This is a genomic window from Aquabacterium fontiphilum, from assembly GCF_009909205.1.
In the GTDB taxonomy this organism is placed as follows: domain Bacteria; phylum Pseudomonadota; class Gammaproteobacteria; order Burkholderiales; family Burkholderiaceae_C; genus Aquabacterium; species Aquabacterium fontiphilum.
This window is the reverse complement of sequence record NZ_JAAAPN010000013.1, coordinates 1-26,935: the sequence shown is the minus strand read 5'-3', so window position 1 is coordinate 26,935 and position 26,935 is coordinate 1. Positions and strand designations below refer to the sequence as shown.

Here is a 26,935-nt window from a genome sequence, read left to right as displayed (position 1 = left end):
CGGTGGGCTTGCCCGTCAGGCCTGCGGCTCGTCCGGCGGGACGCGCAGCAAATCGCTCTCGACTTCCACAACCAGCCCCACCGGCAGATCCGGTTCCGGCTCGATCACGTCCAGACCGTGAAGCGCCTGACGCGACGCCGCGGCCTTGCGCGCGTCGCGCTCAGCCTTGATCTGGGCGCGACGCTCGGCAAAGAACTGCTTGAGCAAGGCGCTGGCGGGCTCGGCGAGCACGCCGCCCACCACCTCGGTGTGGTGATTCAACTGGCGGTTTGAAAACAGGTCGATGACCGAGCCGGCCACGCCCGTCTTCGGGTCAGGCGCTGCAAACACCACGCGCTTGAAGCGCGCATGCATCAGCGCCATGGCGCACATGGCGCACGGCTCCAGCGTGACAAACAGTTCGCACTCGGGCAGCCGATAGTTCTCAAGTAGGTGTGCCGCGTGACGCAGGGCCACGATCTCGGCGTGGGCGGTCGGGTCATGGGTGGTGATGGGCCGGTTGTAACCGGTGGCCACCACCTGCCCCGCGCGCACGATCACCGCACCCACTGGCACCTCGCCGGCCAGCCAGGCGTTGTGGGCCTGGTCCAGGGCCAGGCGCATGGCGTATTCGTCAGCAATCGACATGGGCGGGCACGACGGAAGCAAGGAGATGAAGGCAACCGTCATTATCGCCGCCCCCTGGCATACCGATTGTTACCTTCTCGCGATGCAGGAAACGCAGGTGCGGCCGATATAGCCTCCAGCGACTGCAGTACCCAGAAGTGAATCTCGCTCCCGCTGTCGAACGGGTGTTTTTTCGACCACGACGCCCAGGGCCTCCTGGGCTCCACTGACTCGACATGCGATTTTCACGCCATGACTGCCTTCGCCCAACTCTCGCTCCGCACCCAGCTCATCACCGCTTTCGCCGCCGTCAGCCTGATCGGCGCGGCAGTCAGCGGTGTCGGCATCCGCAACATGAGCATGCTCAATGACGAGGCGGACACCATGTACAGCCGCGAGCTCATCGCGCTTTCACACGTCAAGGAAGCCAACATTGACATGGTTTATCTTGCGCGCGACCGGCGCAATGCCATGCTGGCGACCACCGAGGCGGAACGCCAGACCTACCTGGAGAAATCCGAAGGCCACCTGCAGTCTTTGCGCGCCCACCTCGACAAGGCACGCCCCCTGTTCTTCTCGGCTGAGGGGAAAGGCTACCTGGACGAGATTGACCAAGTCTGGCGCGACTACACGCGCATGGGCGCGAAATTGCACGAGATGATCGGCGCCTCAAGCCTGGATGACCGCGCTGAACTCACACGCTTTCTGTTCGGTGACTTCGCACAGCAGGCCGGCAAACTGGACGAGCTGCTGACCCAACTCGCACGCCTCAAGGAGAAGAACGCTGCCGACACCTCGGCCCGCACCAGTGCCATCTATGCGAGTGCGCGCAACACCATGATCGCCCTCGTCGCCGGCGCGCTGCTGCTGGGCATTGGCATTGGCGTGGCGATCGCTCGCAGCCTCATGCGGCAATTGGGTGCCGAGCCGGCGGAGGCCGTGACGCTGGCCCAAGCCGTGGCTGCCGGTGACCTGGCCACCCCCATCCAATTGAAAGCGGGCGACGACGCCAGCGTCATGGCCGCACTCAAGCGCATGCAGGGCAGCCTCGTACAAGTGGTGGAACAGGTTCGCGCCAACTCGGAAAGCGTGGCGACCGCCGCCAGCCAGATTGCCCAAGGCAACCTGGACCTCAGCCAGCGCACGGAAGAACAAGCCGCCTCGCTGCAGCAGACTGCCGCCTCCATGGAGCAACTGGACAGCACGGTTCACAACAGCGCCGACAACGCCACACAAGGCAGCCAGCTTGCGCTGAGCGCCAGCGCCGTGGCTGTGCGCGGCGGCGAGGTGATGGGTCAGGTGGTCAACACCATGCGCGCCATCGACGAAAGCTCCAAGAAGATCGCCGACATCATCGGTGTCATCGACGGCATTGCCTTCCAGACCAACATCCTGGCGCTGAACGCCGCCGTCGAAGCAGCCCGGGCAGGCGAACAGGGTCGCGGCTTCGCGGTGGTGGCCTCTGAGGTGCGCAGCCTGGCCAGCCGGTCAGCTGAAGCCGCCCGCGAGATCAAGGCGCTCATTCACGCCAGCGTGGATCGGGTTGAGCACGGCAGCACGCTGGTCGACCAGGCCGGCACGACCATGCAGGAGGTGGTCAACGCCATCCAGCGCGTCAGTGACCTGATGTCCGAGATCAGTGCGGCCAGCACAGAGCAAAGCACGGCTGTCTCGCAGGTCGGCGAAGCCGTCCGCCAGATGGACCAGGTCACGCAGCAGAACGCCGCGCTGGTCGAAGAAGGCGCCGCCGCTGCAGAAAGCCTGCGCATGCAGTCGGTGCAACTGGTCCAGACCGTCGCTGTCTTCCGCGTGTAAGGACTCGTCTAAGGACTCGGGCAAGGGCTGGCATGATGGCGGGCGTCATTCACCGCCCGTCATCTGTCGTCATGCCTTTGTCCGAGTTCTACGTCACCCTCAAGGCCAGCCATGTCGGGCTGGCCATGCTCAGTGGGGGCCTGTTTGCCCTGCGCGGCGTATCGGTGCTGGCCGGCCTGCGCTGGGCCATGCATCGCTGGGCGCGCATCGTCAGCATGGTGATCGACACGGCGCTGCTGGTTGCCGCCTTGCTGCTACTGATCGCGCTGCAGCTCAACCCATTTGCCGTGGCATGGCTGCAGGCCAAGCTGGCCCTGCTGGTGGTCTACATCGTCCTGGGCACATTTGCGCTCAAGCGCGCCCGCACCCGACAAGGCAAGGGCCTGGCCTTCATCGCCGCGCTGGCGAGCTTTCTGGCGATGTACAGCATCGCGCGGGCGCATCACCCGCTGGGCGCGCTGGCAAGCTGGCTGTGAGCCGCAGCCCCCTACTTCGCCAAAGGTCCGCGGAGCGCCCAGCGCCCTTCTTCGATGTAGCGGCTTTGCCCGATCACGCTGCGTAACAGAACAAACGCGTCGGCACGCCAGCTGATGGGCGTGATCTCGCTCGCCTCGAGCGGCTGGCGCCCGTAGAACAGCGTAAGGTGAGGATTGAAGCGTTTGTGCAGCACGCCCGCCGTCAGCCCTGCCCGCAGCAACCGATCCTGCAGCACGGCCTGAAAGGCCATCAGTTCGGGCTCGGCGTCTGCCCCCAGCAGCACGATGGGCAGGTTACCCGGCCTACCCGCAAAGCTACCGACGTGGGTAAATGAGACCTCGAAGGGCGGTGCCACCATCTCCGCCGCAACGGCTCGCGCAGTGGCAAGCGTACCTGCAGGAATCTCGCCCGCGAAGTGACCGACATGGAACAGCGTGACGTGAAAGCGGGAAGTGCGGTCGGCCCTGGCCGCGAAGCCCTGGTCGCGCGCCACCAGCGATGCAACTTCCGTCGCCTGTTGAGCGGCACGGGCGTCGGGCATCAGTGCGAAGAACAGGCTGTAGGGCTGTGGAGCCTCCCCAGCAAACCCGTCCAGCGTAAGCTGCTCTGCCACAGTCGCCCTCACCCCATCGCATCCACGGGTGCTGCTGAACTCACTCCCACTCGATGGTGGCAGGCGGCTTGGAGCTCACGTCATAGGTCACGCGGTTGATGCCGCGCACCTCATTGATGATCCGCCCGGACGTGCGCTTGAGCATGCTGTAAGGCAGCTCGGCCCAGTCGGCCGTCATGAAGTCAGACGTCTGCACGGCGCGCAGCGCCACCACGTAGTCATACGTGCGTCCGTCGCCCATCACGCCCACGCTCTTGACCGGCAGGAACACCGTGAAGGCTTGCGAAGTCAGGTCGTACCAGCTCTTGCCGGTGGCCGGGTCGATGGTGTTGCGCAGCTCTTCGATGAAGATCGCGTCGGCGCGGCGCAGCAGGTCGGCGTATTCCTTCTTCACCTCGCCCAGGATGCGCACACCCAGGCCCGGGCCCGGGAAGGGGTGGCGGTAGACCATCTCGGGCGGCAGGCCCAGGGCCACGCCCAGCTCGCGCACCTCGTCCTTGAACAGCTCGCGCAGCGGCTCCAGCAGCTTCAGGCCGAGTTGCTCAGGCAGGCCGCCCACGTTGTGGTGGCTCTTGATGGTGGTCGCCTTCTTGGTCTTGGTGCCGCCACTTTCGACCACGTCGGGGTAGATGGTGCCCTGGGCCAGGAAGGTCGCGCCCTTATGGCCTTGGCCGCTTTGCTTGAGCTTCTCGGCCTCGGCCTTGAACACATCTACAAACAGGCCGCCAATGATCTTGCGCTTCTTCTCAGGGTCGGTCACGCCGGCCAGTTGGCCCAGGAACAGGTCAGACGCATCGACGCGAATCACCTTCGCGTGCAGCTTGCCTTCGAACATATCCATGACCATGTCGCCTTCGTTCAGGCGCAGCAGCCCGTGGTCGACGAACACACAGGTGAGCTGGTCGCCAATGGCGCGGTGGATCAGAGCCGCAGCCACGGACGAGTCAACGCCACCCGACAGGCCCAGGATGACCTCTTCATCGCCCACCTGCTCGCGGATCTTGGCCACGGCCTCTTCAATGTAGTTGCCCATGATCCAGTCGCCCTGGCAACCCGCAATCTCGCGCACGAAGCGGTTGAGCATGGCCTGGCCCTGGATGGTGTGCGTCACCTCGGGGTGGAACTGCACGGCGTAATAGCCCTTGTCTTCGTTGGCCATGCCGGCGATCGGGCAGCTGGGCGTCGAAGCCATCAGCTTGAAGCCATCAGGCAGCTTGGTGACCTTGTCGCCGTGGCTCATCCACACCTTGAGCATGCCGTGGCCTTCCGCCGTGGCGAAGTCCTGAATACCATCCAGCAGCCTGGTGTGGCCATGGGCGCGCACCTCGGCGTAGCCGAACTCGCGCGTGTCTGACCAGCTCACCTCGCCGCCCAGTTGCACGGCCATGGTCTGCATGCCGTAGCAGATGCCGAGCACGGGCACGCCCAGATCCCACACGGCTTGCGGGGCACGCAGCTGGTGGTCTTCGTAGGTCGAGGCGTGGCTGCCTGACAGGATGATGCCCTTGGGTGCAAACGACTTGATGAAGTCGTCCGACACATCATTGGGATGGATCTCGCAATAGACGTGGGCCTCGCGCACGCGACGCGCGATCAGCTGGGTCACCTGGGAGCCGAAATCGAGGATGAGGATCTTGTCGTGCATGGTGCTTCAGCGCGGCGAGGCGCTCACGGAGGAATCAACCGGGTCGGGTGCATGAGAGCCCGGGCTTTCATGCGCGGGCGTACGGGGAGCTGCGGACACTGAAGTGCCCTGCAGCGGGGTCTGGCGCACATGGCGCCACACCAGCAAGGCGGCCACCAGTTGCAGCGCTGAACAAAGGTAATACGGCGCACCGATGCGCCAATCGCCCTGCGGCAGGTGGCCCACCCACACCAGCAGCGAGGGACCCACCACCGGGGCCACGGCGGCCATCAGGCTGTTGACGGCGGCCACGGCGCCCATGGTCTGGCCCTGCACATGAGGCGCCGCGGAGTTGGAAATCAGACTCTGCATGGCCGGCTGAGCGGTGAAACCCAGTACGTTGAGGGCGACGATGACGAACATCATCCAGCCCTCCCAGGCCAGGCCCCAGCCCAAGAAACACAGTGATGAGGACACCAGCCCGGCGATCGCCAGCCGCCGGGCGCCAAATGCCGACGTGAAGCGGCCCATCAGGCCACCCTGCACGATCACCGACATCAGGCCCACGGCAAACAGCGACACGCCATTCTCGAGCGGCCCCCAGCCAAACTTCATCTGGGTGTACAGCACCCAGGTGGTGTTGAGCGTGAACTGAGCCAGGCCGGACAGCGCCAGGATCAGCACCAGCGGGCCCATGCCTTCCAGCCGGTTCAGCGCCTTGAAAGCTGTGAACGGCGAGGCTTTGGCCCAACTGAGCGGGCTGCGACGCTCTTTCGGCAGGGATTCGGGCAGCACAAAGTAGCCATACAGCCCGTTGAGCACCGTCAGCGCGCCCGCGACAAAGAACGGCAGGTGGATGTCGACCGCACCCAGCAGGCCGCCCAGTATGGGCCCCAGCATGAAGCCGACACCGAACATCGCGCCCAGCATGCCGAAATGCTTGGCACGATTCTCGGCCGTGGACACATCGGCTGCATAGGCATTGGCCACCGCAATGTTGGCCTGCATCGCGCCCGACACCAGACGCACGGCCACCAACATCCACAATGCCGTGGCCAGCGCGGTGGTGAACAGGCTGATGGACAGCCCTGTCATGCCGATCAGCAGCACGGGGCGCCGCCCGAAGCGGTCTGACAGCGCACCCAGCAGCGGCGAGCACAGGAAGTTGGCCACCCCGAACGCCAGCATCACCAGGCGATAGGCCTCGGCCTGCTCGGTTTGCGACTGGGTGAAGGTGCCGACCAGCGCAGGCAGCACTGGGATGATCAACCCGATGGCGATCATGTCGAGCACCACCGTGATCATGATGAAGCGCATGGCCGCCACCCGACTGCCGGCGGAAGTCGGGGAGTGATCGGGGGCCGAGGCGGGTTTCATGTTCAGCGCTTAAAACACCAACGCCCGGCCAGAAGCCGGGCGCAGGTCATGACCGAGGCGTCCGGTCACTCCATGCGGTAGTTCGGGGCTTCCTTGGTGATCTGCACGTCGTGCACATGGCTCTCGCGGATACCGGCCGCCGTGATCTCGACGAACTCGGCACGGCTGCGCATGTCTTCGACGGTCGCGCAGCCACAATAGCCCATGGACGCACGCAGGCCGCCAGCCATTTGGTACAGGATCGTGACGACCGAGCCCTTGTACGGTACACGCCCTTCAATGCCCTCGGGCACCAGCTTGTCCGCGTTCGGGTTGGTGGTTTCGTCGTTTTCCTGGAAGTAGCGGTCGGCCGAGCCGGCCTTCATGGCGCCAATCGAGCCCATGCCGCGGTAGCTCTTGTAGCTGCGGCCCTGATACAGGATGACCTCGCCCGGGGCTTCTTCCGTGCCGGCGAACATGCCCCCCATCATCACGGTGCTGGCGCCCGCAGCGATGGCCTTGGCGATGTCGCCCGAGTAGCGGATGCCGCCGTCGGCGATGAGGGGCACGCCCGTGCCTTGCAGGGCGGTCGCCACGTTGTCGATGGCGGTCACCTGGGGCACGCCCACGCCCGCGATGATGCGGGTGGTGCAGATCGAGCCGGGGCCAATGCCCACCTTGACTGCATCTGCACCGGCTTCAGCCAGCGCCAGGGCAGCCGCGCCGGTGGCGATGTTGCCGCCGATCACCTCGACGTGCGGGAAGTTCTTCTTGACCCAGCGCACGCGCTCGATCACACCCGCGCTGTGGCCGTGTGCGGTGTCCACCACCAGCGCATCGACACCGGCCCTGACCAGCAGTTCCACGCGCTCTTCGGTGCCTTCGCCCACGCCCACGGCGGCACCCACGCGCAGCTTGCCCTGCGGATCGCGCGCGGCGTTCGGGAAGTTGGTCTGCTTGGTGATGTCCTTGACGGTGAACACGCCGCGCAGCTCGAACGCGTCGTTGACCACCAGCACCCGCTCCAGCTTGTGCTGGTGCATCAGGGCCTTGGCCTCGTTCAGGCTGGCGCCTTCCTTGACGACGATCAGACGCTCCCGCGGGGTCATGATCTCGCGCACCGGCGCGTCCAGGCGGGTTTCAAAGCGCAGGTCGCGGCCGGTCACGATGCCGACCACCTTGCCGTCGTCCACCACGGGGAAGCCGGAAATGCCGTGCTGCTTGGACAACTCGATCACGTCGCGCACCTTCACGCCCGACGAAATCGTGATCGGATCGCGCAGCACACCCGACTCATAGCGCTTGACCCGCGCCACTTCGGCCGCCTGCTGCTTGGGCGTCAGGTTCTTGTGGATGATGCCGATGCCGCCTTCCTGGGCAATGGCGATCGCCAGACGGGCCTCCGTCACGGTGTCCATCGCGGCAGACACGAGCGGCAGGTTGAGGCGGATGTTGCGGGTAAATTGGGTGGCCAGGGAAGTGTCGCGGGGCAACACTTGGGAATAAGCTGGCACCAGCAGCACGTCGTCGAACGTGAGGGCTTTTCCAAGCAGGCGCATGAACGGGCTCCAGACGCAAAAGCGGATTATACGCGGATCGGTCCGGGGCCTCTGCGTGGCACACGCCACGCATCCTGACAATCCATTGCACATGGCGGCGACACGCTTCGCTACACTGCGCTGTATGACCAGTGTGCAAGCCCGCCGGCTCGTCGCAGCCGCCTTCTCTTCCGTCGTGGTGTTGATGGGTCTGGCGTCGACCGCCGAGGCCCAGACGCAGTGGAAATGGCGCGACGCCAATGGCGCCATCCAATACAGCGACCGGCCGCCGCCTCCAGGCACGCCCGAACAGTTCATCCTGGCGCGCCCTTCGGGCAGCCGGGCCGCGAACCGCCCCGCTCCCGCCGCGGTGCCCGCGTCGGCCCCCAGCTCAGAGCTGAAGCAGGTCGACGAACTCGACGCCCGCAAGCGCAAGGCCGAGGCTGAAGAAAAAGCCAGGCAGCAGGCCCAGAAAAAAGCAGAGGAAGAGCGCGCCGCCAAGGCCCGCGCCGAGAACTGCGAACGCGCCCGTGCCTACCAACGCTCGTTGAACGACGGCATCCGCATCGCGCGCACCAACGCCAACGGCGAACGCGAGATCCTGGACGACAAGGGCCGTGCCGCGGAAATGCAGCGCACCCAGGAAATCATCGATTCCAGCTGCCGCTGAAAGCGGCTCAGCCCTGCCGCGTCGGGTCTTTTGGCGTGCGCGGCCGGTGGAAGCCCTTCGGGAGCTTCTCGCCCTGGGCGCGGTATCGCACACGCCGCGCCTCTTTCGGGTCCACGGTCAGCCCTCTGAGCAACTCCACGCGATCATCCTCGCGTAGCACGTGGCCCAGGGTGGTCTTGCGGCCCCAGATCGCCAAGGTCCAGGCGCCGGTCTGCAACCCATCGTGAAACGACGTGCCATCGAGCCCCTGCAGCTGGCCCACCCAGCCCGTGGCCTCGATGGCCTGCGCAACGGTGCTGCCAGCGGGCAACTGGAGCGTCTGCCCGCGCACCTCGCGGGGCGCCAGGCTCACCCACACCTCCACACGCATCGCCGCGCCCATCTGAGCTTCAGCGCGGGCCATGCACCTGCTCGGCCCGCTTCACGAAGGCTTCGACAAAGGTGTTGGCGATGCGGTCGAACACGGGGCTGACGACCATCGACAGCGTGCGGCTCGCAAACGCGTAGTGCAGCGAAAACTCCACCTTGCAGGCGGGGGCGTCCAGGGGATCGCCCGTGGGCTCGGTGCCGGGCTGCTGCAGTGGCTGGAAGCGCCACGTGCCTTCCAGTTGCGAGAAGGGGCCGTCCACCAGCGTCATGTGCACGCTGCGGCCGGGCTCATGGGTGTTGCGCGTGGTAAAGGCCTGATGCACACCGGCAAAGGCGATGTGCAGCCGCGCGGTGACGCCATCGTCGTGGGTCTGGAGCAACTCGGCGCGATCGCACCAAGGCAAAAACTGCGGATAGTCTTGGATTGCGGTCACCAGCCCATACATTTCACGGGGTGAGTACCAGAGCAAGACGGACTTGTGAACGTGCTTCATAGAATGTCGGTATTTTAGAGAGAAGCCGCCGCGCCCCCATGACGATCGCCGAGAACCGCAAAGCCCATTTCAACTACCACCTCGAGGAACGCTTCGAAGCGGGTGTGGTGCTGGAAGGCTGGGAAGTCAAGGCCATTCGCGAGGGCCAGGTGCAGATGACCGACGGCTATGTGGTCATCAAGGACGGTGAGCTGTTTCTGATCGGGCTGCGCATCAACGCCCTGCGCTCCGCCTCGACGCACATCAAGCCCGAGGCCGATCGCACCAAGAAGCTGCTGATGCACAAGGAGCAAATCCGGCGCCTGATCGGCAAGACCGAACAAAAGGGTTACACCCTGGTGCCGCTCAACCTGCACTGGAAGGGCGGCCGCGTGAAGGCCGAGATCGCGCTGGCCAAGGGCAAGGCCGAGCACGACAAGCGCCACACCGTCAAAGAACGCGAGTGGGAGCGAGAGAAGGGCCGCCTGATGCGGCACAAGGTCTCATCCAGCGGCAAGGACTGAGGCGCCCCGCACCTCGAACCGCACCGAATCGAGCACTTCGTTGCCGCGGCGCAGTTCCAGAACATGCCGGCCCGGCATGGGCAGCCAGCGCACAGGCCCACGGGCACTGCCCAACCGCTTGCCGTTGAGCCACCAGGCCGGCGCTTGAGCCCGGCCACCCGCCGGGGCGGCCAGAACATGGCGCGCGGCCTCGAAGTGCACACGTTGCGACTGAGGCGGGATGTCCGGATCGAGCGCCAGCACAGCGCCATCGGCCGGCGAACGAATCAGGCGCCCGGGCTGTGCCACCCCGGCTTCGCCCTCGCCCGCCCCTGCCGCCAGCTGCCATTGCGCCTGGGCCGTGCCCTGCAGGAAGACCTCCACGCGGTCGGGCTCGGCCAGACCTTCGCCCCCCGCGGTTTCGTAATGGATGGCCTGGCGCACCACGCCGGCCGGCATGGTCGGCGGTCGGGAGACGCGTTCTTCGTGCAGCGCGCGCACCATGCCAGCCCAGACGGGCGCAGCGCCCGACACGCCGCTGACACGGCGCATCGGCGCACCACTGGCGTTCCCCACCCACACGCCCACGGTGTAGCGATCGGTGTAGCCGACGCACCAGTTGTCGCGCATGTCTTTGCTCGTGCCGGTCTTTACTGCGGCAAAGCCTCGCGTTGTGAGCGCGCTGTCCAGCCCGAATGTGATGGCGCGTGCGGCGTTGTCCGACAGGATGTCGGTCACGAGGTAGGCCACCGCGGGCGAGAAGACCTGACGCTGTGGCCTCGCCTTCGAGGTCGCGGGCCCGGGTCGCCAGGCTTGTACTGGCGACCAGTGTCCGCCGTTGGCCAGCGCGCGGTAGGCATTGGTCAGGGCCAGCAAGGTGACTTCGGCGCTGCCCAGTGCCAGGCCCGGCCCGTAATGGCTGCCCGGTTGCGACAGGGCCAGGCCCAGGTCGTTAAGGCGCTGCGCCAGCCGGTCCGGCCCCAGCATGGCACCGGCCCGCACAGCCGGCACGTTCAGGCTGTTGCCCAGCGCCGTGCGCACGCTCACCCAGCCACGAAAGCGCCGATCGTAGTTCTGCGGGATGTACAGCCCAGCGCCCGTGGGCAGCTGCACCGGCGCATCGTGCAGCAGGCTGGCGGGCGTCAGCACCCGCTGCTCGAAGGCCAGGCCATACACAAAGGGCTTGAGCGTCGAGCCCGGTTGGCGGCGGGCCAGCACCGCATCCACATCGGCCGCCGCCGACAAAGCGCCGCTGCTGCCCACCCAGGCCAACACCGCCCCCGTGGCGTTATCAAGCACCACCACGGCGCCGTCTTCCACCTGCTGCCCGGCGAGCTCGGCGAGATGCCGGTGCAACAGTGCGCGGGCCTGGCGCTGCAGCGCCGCATCCAGCGTGGTGCGGGCGTCAGCAGGCCAGCTTTGGCCGCCTGGCTCGCCTGGCCCCTGTTGCGCCAGGGCCCAGCGCGCAAAATGCGGCGCAATCTGCGGCCCGAGCATGGGCGCGCCCTTTCGGCGCAGCGCCTGCGCCGTCAGCAGCTCGATGCCGGCGCAACTGCGCTGCTGCAAGGCCAACACCTGGCATGCCCGCCGCGCCACGACCGCCTCGCTCGCGTTGGGGCCCCGCACCAGCGCGGCGGCGATGGCCGCCTCGTGTGCGTCCAGCCCGGCGGGGTGCTTGCGAAACAGCGTCTGAGTCAGCGCGGGCAGCCCGACCAGCTCCCCCCGAAACGGGACCAGGTTCAGGTAAGCCTCCAGGATGTCGCTCTTGCGCCAATGGGCTTCAAGCTGGCGTGCGCCCCAGGTCTGGGCCACCTTCTGCGTCCACGACCGCCCCTCGCCTGGGCGTGCCGCATCGCTGTCGAGCAGCCCCGCCAGCTGCATGGTCACGGTCGAGGCGCCTCGCGTGCGCGCGTCGAACAAGTTGGCCCACGCGCTGGCGGCCACGGCCTGCCAGTCAACCCCGCTGTGTCGCCAGAAGCGCTGATCCTCAGACAGCACGATGGCCGTACGCATCGCGGGCGAGACATCCTCCAGCCTCACCCACGGCAGCCGACGCGCTTGCCCGTCGACCCGCACGCTCTGGATGGGCCGCCCGCGGTGATCCAGCAGCACCAGATCGCTCGGCTGGTGGGCCGCGCGCACCTCGGCCACCGTCGGATAAGCCGCCTGCGCCACCCCGCTCGCCAGCCAGGCTGCCAAGCCTGCTGCCACCGTGTGCCTCATGACGCCCCTGCCCCTTTGGCGACAGGCAAGGCGGTGGCGAAGGCCGGCCCAGATCAAGGCGCCACCTCCACACTGCCATTGGGCAACTCGCCAAAGGTCTCAGGCGCGTACATGGCTTCCACGCGCGTGGGCGGCAACGCGAACCGCCCTGGGTTGTTCAGCCGCACCGAGTAGCTCAGCACATGCCGCCCCTTGGGCAGGAAGTCGAAATAGGCCCGGTAGGCCGAGAAACTGCGCTCGACATAGATGGGCCCTGCGCCCTCCTCGGCTCGGCGTTCGCCTTGTGTGGCCAGCGCGCTGTCGCGGCCCAGCCCGCTGCCCAGCACGGTGGCTCCACCCGGCACCGGATCCTGCAAGGCCACCCAGCTCATGTCGGCCTGGGCATTGAGCTCCAGTGTCACGCGCAGGATGGTGCCCCGCGCATACGGTGGCCTGGCGTTGACCGGCTCGCCCGCCGCGTCCACCGGCGTGATGGTCTTGCGCACCGCATAACCAGCCTGAAGCGGCGCCTTCAGGGGTACGGCGGCCAAGGTCTGCACGGCCGCCCACGGCCGGCCGGTGCCGCGATGCTGCCAGGTCAGTGCCGCGGGAGCAGGCGCCGCCTTGGGCTGCCCCGTCACTGGCCAGGGCAGCGCCGCCTGAACACCGGATGGGCCTGGCTCGGGCGACCAGTTCACCTCGCGGCTTGTCTCGCCCAGGCGGATCACGCTGCGTCCCGTAACGGGCGCGGCTTCAAAGCGTCGCGCAAAGCCCTGCACGGCCAGCACGCCCCACAGGTTGGCATGGGTCGTCAGCCACGCGCCCTGCCGCTGCCGAGCCAGTGCCCCCTGCACCAGGCGGGGCAGGTCATCACGCCAGTCGGGACGGTCCAGCACCGCCAGGATCAGGCGCACGGCGTTGGCATCGGGCGACTCCATCATCCACCACCAGAAGTCGTCCTGCTCGTTCGCAAAGCTGAGCGTGGTGCCACCCTGCATCAGCCGGGCGCGCAACAGTTGCTCGGCCTCAGCCAGGCGCTGCGCCCGCTGCGGCACATCCGAGACGCGCTGAAGAATGCCCATCCAGTTCAGCAACGCCGAGGTCGGCCAGACCTGGGGCGTGATCTGAACGGTATCGAGCCAGCGCGCCTCGGCCCGGCCGTAGCGGGCCAAGGCCTCGATGGCTGCCAGACGCCTTGCGTCGTTGACCTGGCCGCGGCCGAGGCCCGAAGGCGCCCATACATCGCGGCCCAGTTCCCCGCGCACGAACGCGGCCAGCCCCGCCAGCATGGCCTCGCGCGCCTGGGGTGGCAACGCCCGACCGGCCTGGTGGGCCACGCTGAGCAGATGTGCGGTCAGATAATCCGATCCGACCGCACCGGCGCCCTCCGAGGGCGGGAAATAGGCAGCCAGGCCGTCTTCGTCCAGATAGGACGGCAACTGCCCCACAACCGTGTTCCACAAGGCCGCGTCGCCCGTGAGCAAGGCGAGGCCGAGGCCCTTGGCCACCTTCTGCTCCAGGCAGGCAAACGGATAGGTGTCGAAGTAACGGCGCACGCCCGGCATGGCGCCAGCCAGACTGGCATGCAGGCTGACCCGCAGCCCCCCGCGCGGCCGCGAGGTGCCGCCCACCTTGTCGAGCACGGCATCGCCCGGCGGCGCCACGGCCAGCAGCGTTTGCGGGCCCGTGGTTTCGCCACCAGGCGCCTGCACCAAGGTCGCCTGCCAGACGCGCACGGGCACGGCGGCCTCCACCACCTGCGCAGCCCGGACCTGATCGCGCAAGGGCTTGCCGCCGCCATCCGCGCTGGTGGCCGCACTGGTGGCCGCGCTGGCCACCCATGCCAGACGCTGTGCGCCCAGTGGCACGTCCACCGGCCAGCGCACCTCCTGCGCGCCTTCCGGCGCCACCGTGATCTGGCGCGTGGGAAGGTTGATCGTGGCCGTTGCCAGCGTCGCATCGGCCGTGGCCTCGGCTTCGCCGCGCAGCCCCACCTGCACCGTCAGCGCCCGCGAGGTGGTGTTGCGCACCGTCAGGATGGCCTCGAACCGGTCGCCCTCGCGCACCAGCGGCGGCAGGCCAGGCAGCACCTGCAGATCCTGCGTGACGCGAATCTCGGCCTGCCCTGTGCCAAAGCGCTGCAGACCCGATGCCGCAACCGCCACCAGCCGGAAGCGGGTCAAGGCATCGTTGATCGGCACCGAGACAACCGCTTCGCCGCGCGCGTCCAGCGCCACATCGCCCTGCCACAGCAACAAGGTGTCGAGCAGTTCGCGCGTGGCGCTGCCTCCGCCCCCGCCGCCGGGCGCCACGGCCTTGCGGCCATAGTGCCGGCGCCCCACGACCTCGCTCTGCGCGGTGCTAGTCTCCACGCCCCAGGCGCGCTCCTGAAGCATGGCATCCAGCAGGTTCCATGACCGGTTGGGCGACAGGGCCAACAGCCCCTCATCGACGGCCGCAAAGGCGATCGAGCCGGTGACCGGCTTGCCATCGTGCGTCACGCGGATGCGGGTGCGTGCGGTCTCGCGGATGCCATAGACGGCTTTCTCGGGCATGACCTCGACCTTCAGCGCGTGCTCCGCACGCCCGATGCGCAAGGCCGCCACGCCGAGCTTGTAAGCGGGGCGAGACAGGTCCACCAGCGCGGTGGGAGCCTGGTAGCTGCGCCCTTCGTACCAGAAGGCCCGAGCCCACTCCACCGGCGAGCGCCACCCCCATGTGAAGAAGCTGTACCACGGCACCTCGCGGATGCGTCCGCGCAGCGCCATCACGCTCACGTACACATTGGGCGCCCAGCTCCGAAGCTCGCCGTCCGCGCCACGCTGCGACTTCGGTATGGGTAAGGCAATCACGGGATCATCGCCCCTCAAGGTCATCACGCGGGTGTCGATCACCCCTTCCCGCTCGACCGACACCAGCACCGTGGCCTCACGGAAGGGCATGCGCACTTGCAGGCGCGCCGTCTCTCCCGGCTCGTAGCCAGGCTTCTCGGGCAGCACATCCATCCGGTCGTCGTTGTCCTGGCTGAACCACACCTCACCCTGGCGGGTCACCCAGATGCTGGTTGCAGCCTGTGCTGCGCGCTTCTGGCTGTCCTGGGCCTGGGCGATCAGCTCCACCTCTCCGGCTTCGTCGAAGCGGGTCTCGCAGAGCAGCAGGCCCCTTGCATCCGTCTGGCCTTCGCACACCGTGCCGAGGTCTTTCACCTCGGTGCGGTTGTCATAGGCATAGAAACCGCCCACGATGCGCTTGCGGTGGCTGTAATGTTGAACCATCCGCGCACTGACCTTCACGCGCTGGCCGCGCAGCGGCTTGCCGGCGGTATCGAGCGCCACCACCCTGAAGCGCGCCTGGCCCGCGTCGCTGCCGCTGCCGGCCCAACGGCTGCTGGCCACGCCCAGCACCACCTCGCTGGGCCACACCGGCACGCGGGTGGCCACCGTCTGCACCTCGCCATTGGGATCGGTGAAAGTCAACTCGGCCTGCACCTCTCCCGGGCGTCCGTGCTTGCGCCAGTCGGGCAGCTTGTCCAAGGTCACACGGGCCTGGCCTTCGCGGTCGGTCAGCACCCCCACCGCCCGCGCCAGCACGCGGTCTGCCCCGTCTGAGGCCTCCATCTCACCATCGTCCCCGTCCTCGCCCGCACCATCGGCGCCGCCGCCCGTGCGCGATCCGGTTTGCCACTCGCGCGGCGGGCTGAAGCTGAAACCGTCGTAATCCGCGAAGCGCGGCGTGCGCTCACGCCATACGGCGGTCACCTGCCCGGCTGCCTGCTGCATGGCCCCGCCAGCGAGGTAGCGCATCTGTACCGACAAAGGCAGGCTGCGGGGCGCCACCTGTGCCCCCTTGGGCCCCGTCAAGCGCGCCTCCACCAGCGGCACACGGAACGCCTCGACCCGGAAGCTGCCGGCCGCCCAACTGCGGCGCTCGCCCTGCCCACCCTCCACCTCGGCGTCGGGCCGCTGGCGGATGGCCGGCCCCTCGAAGCTCACCTCGTAGCGCCCCAGCTTCGCGTCTTCCGGGATTGGCCAGGTCGACAACGCATGAAGCGGGTCGCGCCAGGCCAGCGGCAATCGGTACTCTGTGTCCGATCCCTGGTGGACGATCTTGACCGTATCCGGCCATTGCGCCTTGGGCAAGCCGGTCAGGCCATGGCGTTGCTCGAAGCGCAGAAAGTGCTTCATCGACACCGTCTCGCCCGCGCGGAACAGGCTGCGGTCGAACACCGTATGGGCGCGCACACCGTCGTGGCCCCAGTAAGCCTCAGGCGACTGGGTCGGATGCTGGAACCGCCAGGGCTCGATGCCCTTCTGCCAGCCGCTGAAGACAAAGGACACGTCCGTCTGTCCCTTGAACGGCCCGTCAGCCAGCGGTTTGCGGGCCAGAACCAACAGGCCATCATGCAAGGCGCATCCCTGGCGGTTGCTGGTCAGCGCTGCATCCACCTGCGCCAGGCCTTTCGCATCGGTCCGCCCCTGCCACAGCCGCGTGCCGGCGCAGTCATGCACCGCCACCTCGGCACCCGCCACGGGCTGCCCTTTGTCAAGGCTGGTCACCCACACCAGTGCGTTTTCGCGCCCATGCTTGAAGTGGACCGACAGGTTGGTGGCCAGCACCCCCGTGCGCACATACATCGGCCCAGCTTGCGGCAGCAACGCCTCGCCCAGACGCGGCGAGGCCAACTCGATCACGTGATAGCCGGGGCCGCCCAGCGGGATGCCCACCACCTCGAACGGACGCGGGTCTTTCGGATCACTGCGGGGCAGCTGTAACGGCTTGACCCCGCCTTCGCCCGACAACAGCGACAGCTCGCGCGTGGCAATCCAGCGGTCTTGCTGGATCTTGCGCTTTCGGCCCCGCGCATCCTCCACCTCGACCCATTCCTTCCACTGTGCAGCGGGCAAACCGGCCTCGCGGGCTGTCACCTGCGATTCGTGATACCGACGCACACGGGCCAGCCAGTCGAGGATGTCCTGCGCCGAGGTCAATGTCTTGCTGCGCACCGGGATGGCCTGCTCCACCTGGCGCACCGTGACCGGCAGCACCGGGGGCTGACCGGGCTCGGCATGCAGCTCGATCACGCCAAAGGGCGCCGCCGCAAACTTGGCCAGCGGCGGCATGACGCCGGTGACGACCTTGAGCGGAAAGCTGCCCGCGTTGGTCAAGGGCCGCCCGGTCTCGTCCACCAGCCCGGCCGGCAGGGTAACGCGGTAGCCGGCCGAGGCCTTCAAGGGCGGCTCGAACCGCACCTCATCCACCAGCTCGCCCTTGGGGGTCTCTTGCGACTCATGCAACAGGCGCCCCTTGCTGGCCGGTCCCTCGTCGGGCTGCAGGCGGATCTGCTGCGCCAACTCACGCGGCACCGGCGCCGAAAACCGCAGGCTCATCGGCCGCACAGGCAGACAAGGCCGGTTGGCACGCTCGCGCTCGCAGCTGAACTCGGCCGTGAAGGCCGGGCGCACCGTGTAGCCATAGCTCTGAGCCGTGGTGGTCACGCCCGTGGGCAAGCCCTTGGCGGCCACACCTGCGCCCCAGACCAGCTTCACCTCGGCGCCGGCCGGCAAAGGCCGCTGGCAGCTCAGCACCACGGCCTGGGCCGCCCGCTGTCCCGACAGGTTGCGCGCCTTGAGCACGGCCTCGCGCTCGGCCCCCTGTATCAGCCTGACTGGCATGCGCTCGCCGATGCCCTCCACCAGACAATGCGCCCGCGCCGCGACGGTGACCAGATCGGGCTCGCCCGTCAACTGCAGCAAGAAAGCCTGGGCTTCGTCGATCGGGCCCTCGCCCTCGGCCGGCTCCACCCATCGCACGGCCGGGCCGCCTGTCTGAAACCGAAACGCCGATGCCTGCAGCGTGCCGGCCGCCGGCAAGGGCGGCTTCCAGCCCGCGCGCGGCACCACCTCGCAGCGCACGCCCGGCGGCAGATCGGATTCGAAGTCATAGACCCAGGTGCGCTCGTTGGCCCAGCGGCCCTGCCCTTTGGGCGCCGGCCCCTGGCACCGCACGTCAAACGGCGCGCTGCCTCGAAGCTCGCCCAGCGGGATGACGGGCTGCGTGAAGGACACGCTCACCTGACGCACCTGCCCCACCACGCCCTGTGGCGACGCCTGCCGCACTCCGACCGCCCCGGCGCCCTGCATCAACAGCAAGCCCACCATCCAGGCGGCTGCGCGCCCTGCCTTCCTACCAGGCCACATCGTCGTCCTCTCTGCATGGGGCGCCCTCGCCCGTCTGACCCGCAAAGTCTAGCCGCCGGCATGGTTTTGGCGCTGTCGCACCTCATACCCTGAAAGGGGGAGTGACATGCCCCCGGGCACGCCAATCGCCCCTATATTGCGCCCGTCGGCAACCCACCATCGAGAAGGAGGCCCGCATGTCTGCCACCGCTTACGCCCCCCGCCATGAGGACCACGTGCCCATCGTGCCCCGTGAGCACCTTGACTTCGGCCTGGACGGCGACATCCCCCGCTACTGGATGGACAACGACGCGTTCAAGACGCGCTTCTTCGACGCCATGTCGACGCTCTTTCCTCAGGGCGAGAAGTTCTTCATCACCAGCGTGCGCGAGTTCCGCGACGACGTGAAAGACCCGCAACTGCAAAAGGAAGTGCGCGACTTCACCCGCCAGGAAGCGCAGCACAGCATGGTTCACCGCCAGTTCAACGACCGGCTGGCAGCCCAGGGCGTGGACATCGACTACATCAACCGCGCGCTGGAGCAGCACTTCTTCGAACGGCTGCCCCGCTTCACCAGCCGCTACCAGCGCCTGGCGGCCACGGCCGCGCTGGAACACCTCACGGCGATGATGTGCACCTGCTTCTTCGAACGCCGCGAGCTGCTGGAGACCAGCGACCCGCGCGTGCGCGCCATGTACGCCTGGCACGCCATCGAAGAAGTCGAGCACAAGGCTGTGGCCTATGACGTGCTCACCAAGGTGGCCAAGGTGTCGTACTTCCGGCGCGTGTTGTCGATGATGATTGTGAGCATCGGCTTCCCGCTGACGGTGGCCAGCATCATGAACCACATGTTCAAGGTCGATGGCTTCGGCTTCACCGAGCGGCTCAAGCTCTGGGCCAAGGGCTTGTGGTGGTTCTACAAGCCCGGCGGGCTGTTCCCGCCCACGCTGGGCTACTACTTCGCCTACTACAAGCCCCGCTTCCACCCCTGGAAGGTCAAAGAGATGCCCAGCTACGGCAAATGGCTGGAAACCTACGAGGCCACGGGCGACGCGATCGCGGCCGGCAACGCGCTGCACGCCGCCGGGCGCTGAGAGCCCGTCAGAGCTGGCTGAAGGCCTGCGTCAGGTCGGCGATCAGGTCATCGGGCGATTCCAGCCCGATGGCCAGCCGCACCACCGTGCCCTCGCGCCCAGCCAGCGCGCCCATCTGGCGCATGCCCTTGAGTTCGTAAGGCACGACGAGGCTCACCGGCCCGCCCCACGAATAACCGATCTTGAACAGGCGCAGCGCATCGACCATGGCGTGCACCCGCTCGGGCGCATGGCGGCTGGCGTCAAACACCATCGACACCAGCCCGCCCGCAGCGGTGCAATGCTGTGCCCAATGGGCATGGCCGGGTGAATCGGCCAGCGCCGGGTGCAGCACCTGGCTCACCTCGGGCCGGCCCTGCAGCCACTGCGCGATCCGCCTCGTGGCCGCGTCGTGCGCCTGGTAGCGCACACCCATGCTGGGTAGCCCGCGCAGGATCGCCTCGGCGTCGTTGGCGCCCACCCCCAGGCCCAGCCGCATGTGCGTCAGCTTGAGCCGGTGGTGCAGCGCCTCGTTGCGCGTGGTCACGGCGCCCATCAACACATCGCCCCCGCCCGATGGGTACTTGGTCAGCGCGTGGATGGAGACGTCCACCCCCCGGGTGTCCGAACCCTCCGGGCCTGGCACGCCCAACTCGAAGGTATCAAACGCCAGCCCCGCGCCCCAGGTGTTGTCCATCGCCACGACCAGGCCGGGGTGCTGACGCGCCACCTGCAGCAGGCCGCTGAGGTCAGGAAACTCCAGCGTCACCGACCCGGCCGCCTCCAGCCACACCAGCCGCGAACGCTCAGACAGCGCCGCCTGCAGCGAAGCCGGGTCCATCGGGTCATAGAAACGATGGCCGATGCCCCAATGGGCCAGCTCCCCCCGCGCGAAATCCTTGCCCGGGCCATAGGCGTTGTCCGGGATCAGCACCTCATCGCCCGTGCGCAGCAGCGCCATGTCCACCAGCGTGATGGCCGCCAGGCCCGAAGGCGTCAGCAGCGTCTGCCTGCCGCCTTCCAGCGTGGCCAGGCGCTCTTCGAGCGTGAAGGTGGTGGGCGTGCCGTGCAGGCCGTAGGTGTAGCCGCTCTTGTCCTTCCACTGCCGCTTGTGCAGCGCCGCCGTGTTCTCAAAGATCACGGTCGACGCCTTGTGCACCCCCGGCTGCACCGCCTCGAAACCGGCCGGCGCGCGATAGGGGTGGTGGATCAGCTGGGTGAGCTTGTCTTGCGACATATCAGATCGGCAGGCCAATCAGATCGTGGCCTTCCACCGCCACGATGCGCGCGCGCGTGAACTCGCCCACCTTCAGCGTCTTGCTGGCCTTCTCGGGCGGCAGCAGGCGCACGGTGCCGTCGATCTCGGGCGCATCCGCATACGTGCGCCCCACCCCACCCTTGCGGCCCAGCGCGGGCGCGCTGTCAACCAAGACCTGCATGATCGCGCCCACGCGGCGCTGCAGCTTGGCAACCGACACCGCCTCGGTCACTTCCATGAAGCGGGCGCGGCGCTCCTCGCGCACGGCATCGGGCAAGGCGCCCGGCAGCTCGTTGGCCGGCGCGCCCTCGATCGGCGAATAAGCAAAACAGCCCGCGCGGTCGATCTCGGCTTCTTTCATGAAATCGAGCAGATACTGGAACTCTTCTTCCGTCTCGCCCGGGAAGCCGGCGATGAAGGTCGAGCGCACCACGATCTCGGGGCACAGCTCACGCCAGCGGCGCAGGCGGTCGAGGTTCTTCTCGCCGTTGGCCGGGCGCTTCATGCGCTTGAGCACATCCGGGTGAGCATGCTGGAAAGGCACATCCAGATAAGGCAACACCAGGCCTTCGGCCATCAGCGGGATCACCTCGTCCACGTGCGGATAGGGGTAGACGTAGTGCAGCCGCACCCACGCGCCATGGGCCTGCGCCATCTCGCCAATCTTGGCTACCAGATCCAGCATGCGCGTCTTGACGGGCTTGCCGTCCCAGAAGCCGGTGCGGTACTTCACATCGACCCCGTAGGCGCTGGTGTCCTGGCTGATGATGAGCAGCTCTTTGACACCCGATTCAAACAGCGCCTTGGCCTCGCTCAAGACATCGCCGATCGGGCGCGACACCAGATCGCCGCGCATGCTCGGGATGATGCAGAAGCTACAGCGGTGGTTGCAGCCCTCAGAGATCTTCAGATAAGCGTAATGCTTGGGCGTGAGCTTGATGCCGGCGGCCCCTCGAAATTCCGCGCGCGCCTCAGGCACCAGGTCAATGAAGGGGTCGTGCGGCTTGGGCACATGCAGGTGCACGGCATCCATCACCTCTTGCGTGGCATGGGGGCCGGTCACGGCCAGCACGCTGGGGTGTACATCCTTCACGAGGTTGCTGCCCTCGCCGGCCCCGGCCTTGGCGCCCAGGCAGCCAGTCACGATCACCTTGCCGTTCTCGGCCAGGGCCTCACCAATGGTGTCGAGGCTTTCTTTGACCGCGTCGTCAATGAAGCCGCAGGTGTTGACGATGACCAGATCGGCCCCGGCGAAGGTCTTGCTGGTTTCGTAGCCTTCGGCACGCAGCTGGGTGAGGATCAGCTCGCTATCCGTTAGGGCTTTCGGACATCCAAGGCTGACAAAGCCGATTTTCGGGGCGTTGGCGGTGGGGGCGGTGACGTTGTCGGAACTCATGGGGCCAGATTGTCCGGCAAATCGGGGGCGCCGGGGCGACGCGGCCCTCCTGAAAGACACCTGAAAGCGTGTTGCAAGAGGCCGCCAGGCGCTATGCTGACGGCATAACAAGCGGAACGCCGCGCGCGCAGCGACGGCGAATCTGGGAGGACTGACGTGCCAGGCATCAAAAAGCGTTGCCCAACAAGGACTTGCCGCCGGGATGGTTGCGCAGGTTATCCGTCTCTTTGGCCGGTGTGCGGCAGGTATCCGTCGCGGATATGCGGCTGGATTGATGTCTATATCGCGTTAGGCCTCTTCAAATGAACACCGAGCAACACGCACTTCTGTTGTCCTGCGACGTTAAGGGCGCTTGGGAACATCCGCCCGACGCTGATTGGCAAGGTTCCATCACCGAGTTGGAGGCTTTGCATCCATCGCTAGAAGCTTCGCTTGGCACTCGTTTGGAGCTGGACAAGCAAGTCCAAGACGCATCCTTCTTCGCAGATCTTGGCGTTCTCGTCCAACAACCGTCAGACAGTGGTACAAGAGTCTTCGCCTATGCAATTTGCTTTCGCTTCTCTTGGTTTGCCAAGCTGTACACCATCCACGGAAGCGCAATCGAGCAATATAGCATTGTTGAGGCGCAACGTCTGCTGGCGGAGCACGGTTATCAATATGTACCTGAGACTGCCCTGCAAGGGCTCTACGATGGTCTAAATGAGCCTCTTGAGCCTGGTTTTACTTGGTGGACTCGCTACTTTGACTACCTCTAAACGTGGCCTAACTGGTTGTTCAACAGGACGTCTACCAGCTTCGCTGGCAGCCGCCTGTTAACGTGGGCGTTAGGCGCCTGTCTTCATGCGACTTCTACCGACATACAAATGCCCGCACTGCGGCAATGATGTGAGCGCAAAGATCCTGCTCAAGCACCCGGTGCCATGCAGTTCTTGCCAGCGCCCTATACAAGTCAAATTGACGCAGGCAGCCATGCTCGCCTCAGCAGTCATGGCGTCAGTTCTCATACTTGCTCGACACAGTTATGTTCTAGCGGGTCTCAGCGTTCTATTGATCAGCATTGCAGGCATCAGGCGGCTCACAATAGAGCCTGCCCCTCCAGGCAACTAGGCATGCCCATGCACCCACACTCAGCGCCTAACTGGGCGTTCAAGCGGACGCCAACACTGGCCATGGCTTCGCCATTTTCATGGCCAGTGTTGGTACCCTCCGCCCTATCGGGCTCCGGCGCCGCTTAACTTGGGCGTTAGGCCTTTCTCAACACAGCGCAAAAATGACCGCTAAAAAAACTTGCCCTTGCGCAGAGCTTCCGCCCGTACTAGATCGAGATACCAAGAAGCTCCCGCTACGGCGTCTCGAAGAGTTGGAGAATCGAACACCGATTCAATTGAACCCCGAACTCGGCAACTACTACTTGAGCCACCTAATGCGCTGCACCTCATGTGGACAGCTATGGCAAATCGACGCTCAAACGAAGAGTGGATTACGTCAACTGAGCTGGGATGCCCTCTTTATTAAGATCGACAGCGATGCCAACTGGAAATCGTACGACGACACTATTGCGAGAGTGAATCATCTTGCACAGAAACACGGCGGCACTTCAGAAAAAAATTGCATATCAGCAGGCTGCCACGGAAAGGCCCTCAATGACGGCGTGTTTTGCCCGAACTGCATGTACGAACGCTCGCTGTACAGGTAAACCCAACTTTGGTTAAATGACCTATTGCAACGCCCAAAAATGCGGGCCATATCAGCCAAAACGGCCTTCCACTGCGCTCCCCAGCCTAACTGGGGGTTCAACGCGGACACCAACATAGGCCATCGCTTCGCGATTTTGATGGCCTATGTTGGTACCCTCCAGCCTTCGGCTTCCGGTGCCGGTTAACCAGGGCGTTAGCCTTCTTCCAATACCTCTACGTACTTCGCATATGGCGCCAAAGAAGAACCCCGTCATCTACATCGGAGGCCCCGGCTACGACCAGCATTTTTTTGAGCACTTCGATCCGATTCTTGCGGGTATTTCTGCACATTTCGAGCAAATCTTGCGTAAGTTGCGCATCAGCGGACGGATGGGAATTCCCGTCTCAATTGACCTCTTTGTGAAGGCCAGTGACCCGAACAACATCGAGGCATTTGCGGAACCAATTGTCCTTGGTTCTTCGTACCGCATAGTTCTCTCCGCTGGGCTCTCCTATCGCCTTTGGTTGGCGTCGCGCTTCGTACTGACGGACTACGAGTATTTTAGCTGGGTCGGTCAGTGCAAAGTTCTCAAGAGAGAGGGGACTCCATCTCGCAAAGAACGCCTTGCTGACTTCTCCTTTTACATAGCGACCTACTACATATTGCTGCACGAACTTGCTCACATTGTTCTCGGGCACTGCGACTACTTCAACAAAACTACCGGCAGCGCGGTGGATGAATTTGGTAGCTCCGGCTACGTTCTCACCCCGGAACAACTCAGAATCTCTCGGGGCTTGGAGGCAGAGGCTGATCGTCAGGCTGGAGAGTGGCTACTGGCCTTTTTTGAAGGTGCGCTTGGACCAACCGGCCGAGGTGTTGATATCACCTTCCCGAGCCGAGTAGCCGCGTATGAGTTCTATACGTATGCGATTACCTCAGTCTTCGTTCTATTCCAGCAACTCACGCAGCGGATGGGGAAGCGTCATCCGCTTCCCAACGAGCGCCAATACGTTGTCCTGACCGGCATTGGCACATTCCTAAAGCGATTTAAGCCGCAGGAGTTAGATACCTTGTTTCCTCGTGTAACGTTGTTTATGTCCGACGCAGGTCGTCGCATGGGACTTCTTGGCGCACAGACTCCGTTGGAGACCGCAAAAGTTGCGATGGGTATGGTGTATGTCGATGACGTAATCAAAGAAACTAAGATTCGGGATTTTCAACACCGTGTCGTTGCTACAGAGTAATCAACAGAAGGCTAACCCGGCAGTCGAGCGGACCTGCGCGAAAAGCCGCGCAGGCCGCTCACCTCCACGTTAGCCCCCTACATCGACAGAGAGAAACATGACCGATAAAAAGATCGAAAAGCCTGCAGCAAAGCCTGAATGCTTTACCATCATGCCCATCGCCGATGTCGATGGCTATCCGCCTGGCCACTTCAAACAGGTCTACGACAACATAATCGTTCCGGGCTGTGAGGCTGCTAGCTATAAAGCCACCCGAGCAGACGAAGTCAAGGCGTCAAACCTTATTCATCTGGACATTCTGAGGAAGCTCATCGAGGCGCCTATAGCCATATGCGATCTGAGCACGAGAAACCCAAACGTTCTATTTGAGCTAGGCATCCGCCAAGCGTTTGATAAGCCAGTTGTGTTGATCCAAGAAAAGGGAACGCCTCGTATCTTCGATATCGCTCCACTTCGATACCTTGAGTACTCTAAAGACATGAAGTATCACGAGGTCCTTCGCAGCCAAGAAGAGCTCAGTGAGGCTATCAAAGCAACCGTCACCGCAGATGGCGATCAAGGAAACGTAAATTCAATCGTCAAACTTCTTGCACTGGACTCCCCCGCCCGGATACCTGAACTTAAAGGTGGCAAAGAGCACTTTGCCATGGAGATAATGCAAGCGGAGATGCGCGACATCAGAAAAATGGTAGAGGTCTCATTGTATGAGAGCCGGAATGGCTTGCGGGCAAACAGCCTTGCCGCCATTGAGTTTGAGCGAATCAGTAGCGCTTTGGAAAAGCTCAAATCCAATAAACGACAACCTCTCGGTGCTCGCATTGAAGAGCTACACATGCTTATGCGTGATGCAGAGATGGCACTTATGGAGTGCAGGGAAGAGCAAGAGCATCGCTATTTTAGGAATCTCATGGAACGACTGCACCGTACCCGTGCATTGTTGGAACAAGAGGAGCTTTAATCCACAGGGCTAACTGTCGGTTCAACGCGGACGCCAACACTGGCCATGCCTTCGGCATTTTCATGGCCAGTGTTGGTGCCCTCCGCGCTTCGCGCTCCGGCACCGGTTAACCTGGGCGTTAGGCTCTCCGAAAACACAGCGCTGGATGCCGCATACACCCTCGAATCAACAAGTGCTATCGAAATGAAGCGAATTATTGAAGAGCGACTCGAAATCGAAGTATACGTAGGCGCCAAGGGGCATGTATGCCTCAAGCAGGTAAAGCATCACGAGGATGACGTCGTCATCACGGTGCACCCTGACGACGTAACGAAGTTGATCGACTTCCTCAAAGAGGTCCAGGCGGAGGCATACGTCGCTCGCGCATCCGATAGCTCTTGCACCGACGAAGACGAATAGCCAACTACACATTAACTCAAGCCATGGCAGTGATTACGCCCTTCCACTTCGCGCCCCAGCCTAACTGTCGGTTCAACGCGGACGCCAACACTGGCCATGCCTTCGGCATTTTTATGGCCAGTGTTGGTGCCCTACGCGCTTCGCGCTCCGGCGCCGGTTAACCTTGGCGTTAGGCCTCACGAAAAAACCTATGTCGTTTCTCTCAAAACTTCTTGGCCGATCAAAACCACAATCAGTGGATTCGAGCGCATCCGAAGATCTGATTCCTGTTCCGATTCCGGCTCTGAGCGCCTTGCTATTGAATCTTGAGAAGCAGAAGGGTGCCCCACTCACTCAGGAGGAAGTCATTGGCGCAAGAGATAAGGCTGTGTGCATGATGTTGCTGACCTGCCCGGTTTCTTCGCTCCAGTGATTCCTGGGAAGATGGCTCCCATCCTGCGAGGAGCCCATGAGAAAGAGTCGATTCACCGAAGAGCAAATGGTTGCGGTGCTGCGTGACGCGGACCGC

Annotated in this window: 20 protein-coding genes; 9 read left to right on the top strand and 11 right to left on the bottom strand. The window is 64.9% G+C overall.

Features of this window, described 5'->3' with window-relative positions; genetic code table 11:
* Positions 1-15 precede the first annotated feature (15 nt).
* The gene (gene tadA / locus GTZ97_RS14605; RefSeq protein WP_236651237.1) at positions 16-627 is read right to left on the bottom strand and encodes a tRNA adenosine(34) deaminase TadA; all 612 of its coding nucleotides are present in this window, start codon (positions 625-627) and stop codon (positions 16-18) included.
* 231 nt (positions 628-858) lie between these two features.
* Between tadA and GTZ97_RS17030 the strand changes: the two genes are divergently transcribed.
* Positions 859-2,421, top strand: a complete 1,563-nt coding sequence (locus GTZ97_RS17030) for a methyl-accepting chemotaxis protein (RefSeq protein ID WP_161651380.1) — start codon at positions 859-861, stop codon at positions 2,419-2,421.
* Positions 2,422-2,492: 71 nt separating this feature from the next.
* Entirely contained in the window at positions 2,493-2,897 is a 405-nt protein-coding gene (locus tag GTZ97_RS14595) for a SirB2 family protein (RefSeq protein ID WP_161651379.1), read from the top strand.
* An 11-nt stretch (positions 2,898-2,908) separates the two neighbouring features.
* Here GTZ97_RS14595 and GTZ97_RS14590 read toward each other — a convergent pair whose 3' ends face one another.
* The 4 genes from GTZ97_RS14590 to guaB form a co-directional block, all read right to left on the bottom strand.
* Positions 2,909-3,439 (bottom strand): 2'-5' RNA ligase family protein, encoded by a 531-nt coding sequence (locus GTZ97_RS14590; RefSeq protein WP_161651378.1) that lies wholly within the window; start codon positions 3,437-3,439, stop codon positions 2,909-2,911.
* Positions 3,440-3,551: 112 nt separating this feature from the next.
* On the bottom strand, positions 3,552-5,156 hold the full coding sequence (guaA, locus tag GTZ97_RS14585; protein ID WP_161651377.1) for a glutamine-hydrolyzing GMP synthase: 1,605 nt from the start codon (positions 5,154-5,156) through the stop codon (positions 3,552-3,554).
* A gap of 6 nt (positions 5,157-5,162) precedes the next feature.
* The gene (locus tag GTZ97_RS14580; RefSeq protein ID WP_161651376.1) at positions 5,163-6,452 is read right to left on the bottom strand and encodes an MFS transporter; all 1,290 of its coding nucleotides are present in this window, start codon (positions 6,450-6,452) and stop codon (positions 5,163-5,165) included.
* 125 nt (positions 6,453-6,577) lie between these two features.
* Positions 6,578-8,050 (bottom strand): IMP dehydrogenase, encoded by a 1,473-nt coding sequence (gene guaB, locus GTZ97_RS14575; protein WP_161651375.1) that lies wholly within the window; start codon positions 8,048-8,050, stop codon positions 6,578-6,580.
* 124 nt (positions 8,051-8,174) lie between these two features.
* On the opposite strand from guaB, the gene GTZ97_RS14570 reads away from it, so the two are divergent.
* Positions 8,175-8,699: a DUF4124 domain-containing protein gene (locus GTZ97_RS14570; protein ID WP_161651374.1), complete on the top strand. Its 525-nt coding sequence runs from the start codon at positions 8,175-8,177 to the stop codon at positions 8,697-8,699.
* A 7-nt stretch (positions 8,700-8,706) separates the two neighbouring features.
* On the opposite strand, the gene GTZ97_RS14565 is transcribed toward GTZ97_RS14570, so the two are convergent.
* Positions 8,707-9,102 (bottom strand): RnfH family protein, encoded by a 396-nt coding sequence (locus GTZ97_RS14565; RefSeq protein ID WP_236651236.1) that lies wholly within the window; start codon positions 9,100-9,102, stop codon positions 8,707-8,709.
* Positions 9,089-9,562 carry a type II toxin-antitoxin system RatA family toxin gene (locus tag GTZ97_RS14560; RefSeq protein WP_161651373.1) on the bottom strand — a complete coding sequence of 158 codons (474 nt, stop codon included), beginning with the start codon at positions 9,560-9,562 and terminating at the stop codon, positions 9,089-9,091. The genes GTZ97_RS14565 and GTZ97_RS14560 overlap by 14 nt, the downstream gene beginning before the upstream one ends.
* Positions 9,563-9,573: 11 nt before the next feature.
* On the opposite strand from GTZ97_RS14560, the gene smpB reads away from it, so the two are divergent.
* Positions 9,574-10,065 (top strand): SsrA-binding protein SmpB, encoded by a 492-nt coding sequence (gene smpB / locus GTZ97_RS14555; protein ID WP_330863622.1) that lies wholly within the window; start codon positions 9,574-9,576, stop codon positions 10,063-10,065.
* Here smpB and pbpC read toward each other — a convergent pair.
* Both pbpC and GTZ97_RS14545 read right to left on the bottom strand, forming a co-directional pair.
* Entirely contained in the window at positions 10,045-12,267 is a 2,223-nt protein-coding gene (gene pbpC / locus GTZ97_RS14550; RefSeq protein WP_161651371.1) for a penicillin-binding protein 1C, read from the bottom strand. The two genes, smpB and pbpC, sit on opposite strands and share 21 nt — an antisense overlap.
* Before the next feature lie 53 nt (positions 12,268-12,320).
* Positions 12,321-18,443 carry an alpha-2-macroglobulin family protein gene (locus GTZ97_RS14545; RefSeq protein ID WP_161651370.1) on the bottom strand — a complete coding sequence of 2,041 codons (6,123 nt, stop codon included), beginning with the start codon at positions 18,441-18,443 and terminating at the stop codon, positions 12,321-12,323.
* 176 nt (positions 18,444-18,619) lie between these two features.
* Here GTZ97_RS14545 and GTZ97_RS14540 point away from each other — a divergent pair, with 176 nt between their 5' ends.
* On the top strand, positions 18,620-19,516 hold the full coding sequence (locus GTZ97_RS14540) for a metal-dependent hydrolase (RefSeq protein WP_161651369.1): 897 nt from the start codon (positions 18,620-18,622) through the stop codon (positions 19,514-19,516).
* Positions 19,517-19,523: 7 nt separating this feature from the next.
* Here GTZ97_RS14540 and GTZ97_RS14535 read toward each other — a convergent pair whose 3' ends face one another.
* The gene (locus tag GTZ97_RS14535) at positions 19,524-20,732 is read right to left on the bottom strand and encodes a PLP-dependent transferase (RefSeq protein WP_161651368.1); all 1,209 of its coding nucleotides are present in this window, start codon (positions 20,730-20,732) and stop codon (positions 19,524-19,526) included.
* A 1-nt stretch (position 20,733) separates the two neighbouring features.
* Complete coding sequence (gene rimO / locus GTZ97_RS14530; protein WP_161651367.1) at positions 20,734-22,149, bottom strand: 30S ribosomal protein S12 methylthiotransferase RimO; 1,416 nt, start codon at positions 22,147-22,149, stop codon at positions 20,734-20,736.
* Between the two features lie 302 nt (positions 22,150-22,451).
* Here rimO and GTZ97_RS14525 point away from each other — a divergent pair, with 302 nt between their 5' ends.
* From GTZ97_RS14525 to GTZ97_RS14510, 4 genes are all read left to right on the top strand, one after another.
* Positions 22,452-22,904: a hypothetical protein gene (locus GTZ97_RS14525; protein ID WP_161651366.1), complete on the top strand. Its 453-nt coding sequence runs from the start codon at positions 22,452-22,454 to the stop codon at positions 22,902-22,904.
* Positions 22,905-24,074: 1,170 nt separating this feature from the next.
* Complete coding sequence (locus GTZ97_RS14520) at positions 24,075-25,070, top strand: phage exclusion protein Lit family protein (RefSeq protein WP_161651365.1); 996 nt, start codon at positions 24,075-24,077, stop codon at positions 25,068-25,070.
* A 97-nt stretch (positions 25,071-25,167) separates the two neighbouring features.
* Positions 25,168-26,028, top strand: coding sequence for a hypothetical protein (locus tag GTZ97_RS14515; RefSeq protein WP_161651364.1), 861 nt, complete (start codon positions 25,168-25,170; stop codon positions 26,026-26,028).
* A gap of 45 nt (positions 26,029-26,073) precedes the next feature.
* Positions 26,074-26,427 (top strand): hypothetical protein, encoded by a 354-nt coding sequence (locus GTZ97_RS14510; protein ID WP_161651363.1) that lies wholly within the window; start codon positions 26,074-26,076, stop codon positions 26,425-26,427.
* Positions 26,428-26,935 lie beyond the last annotated feature (508 nt).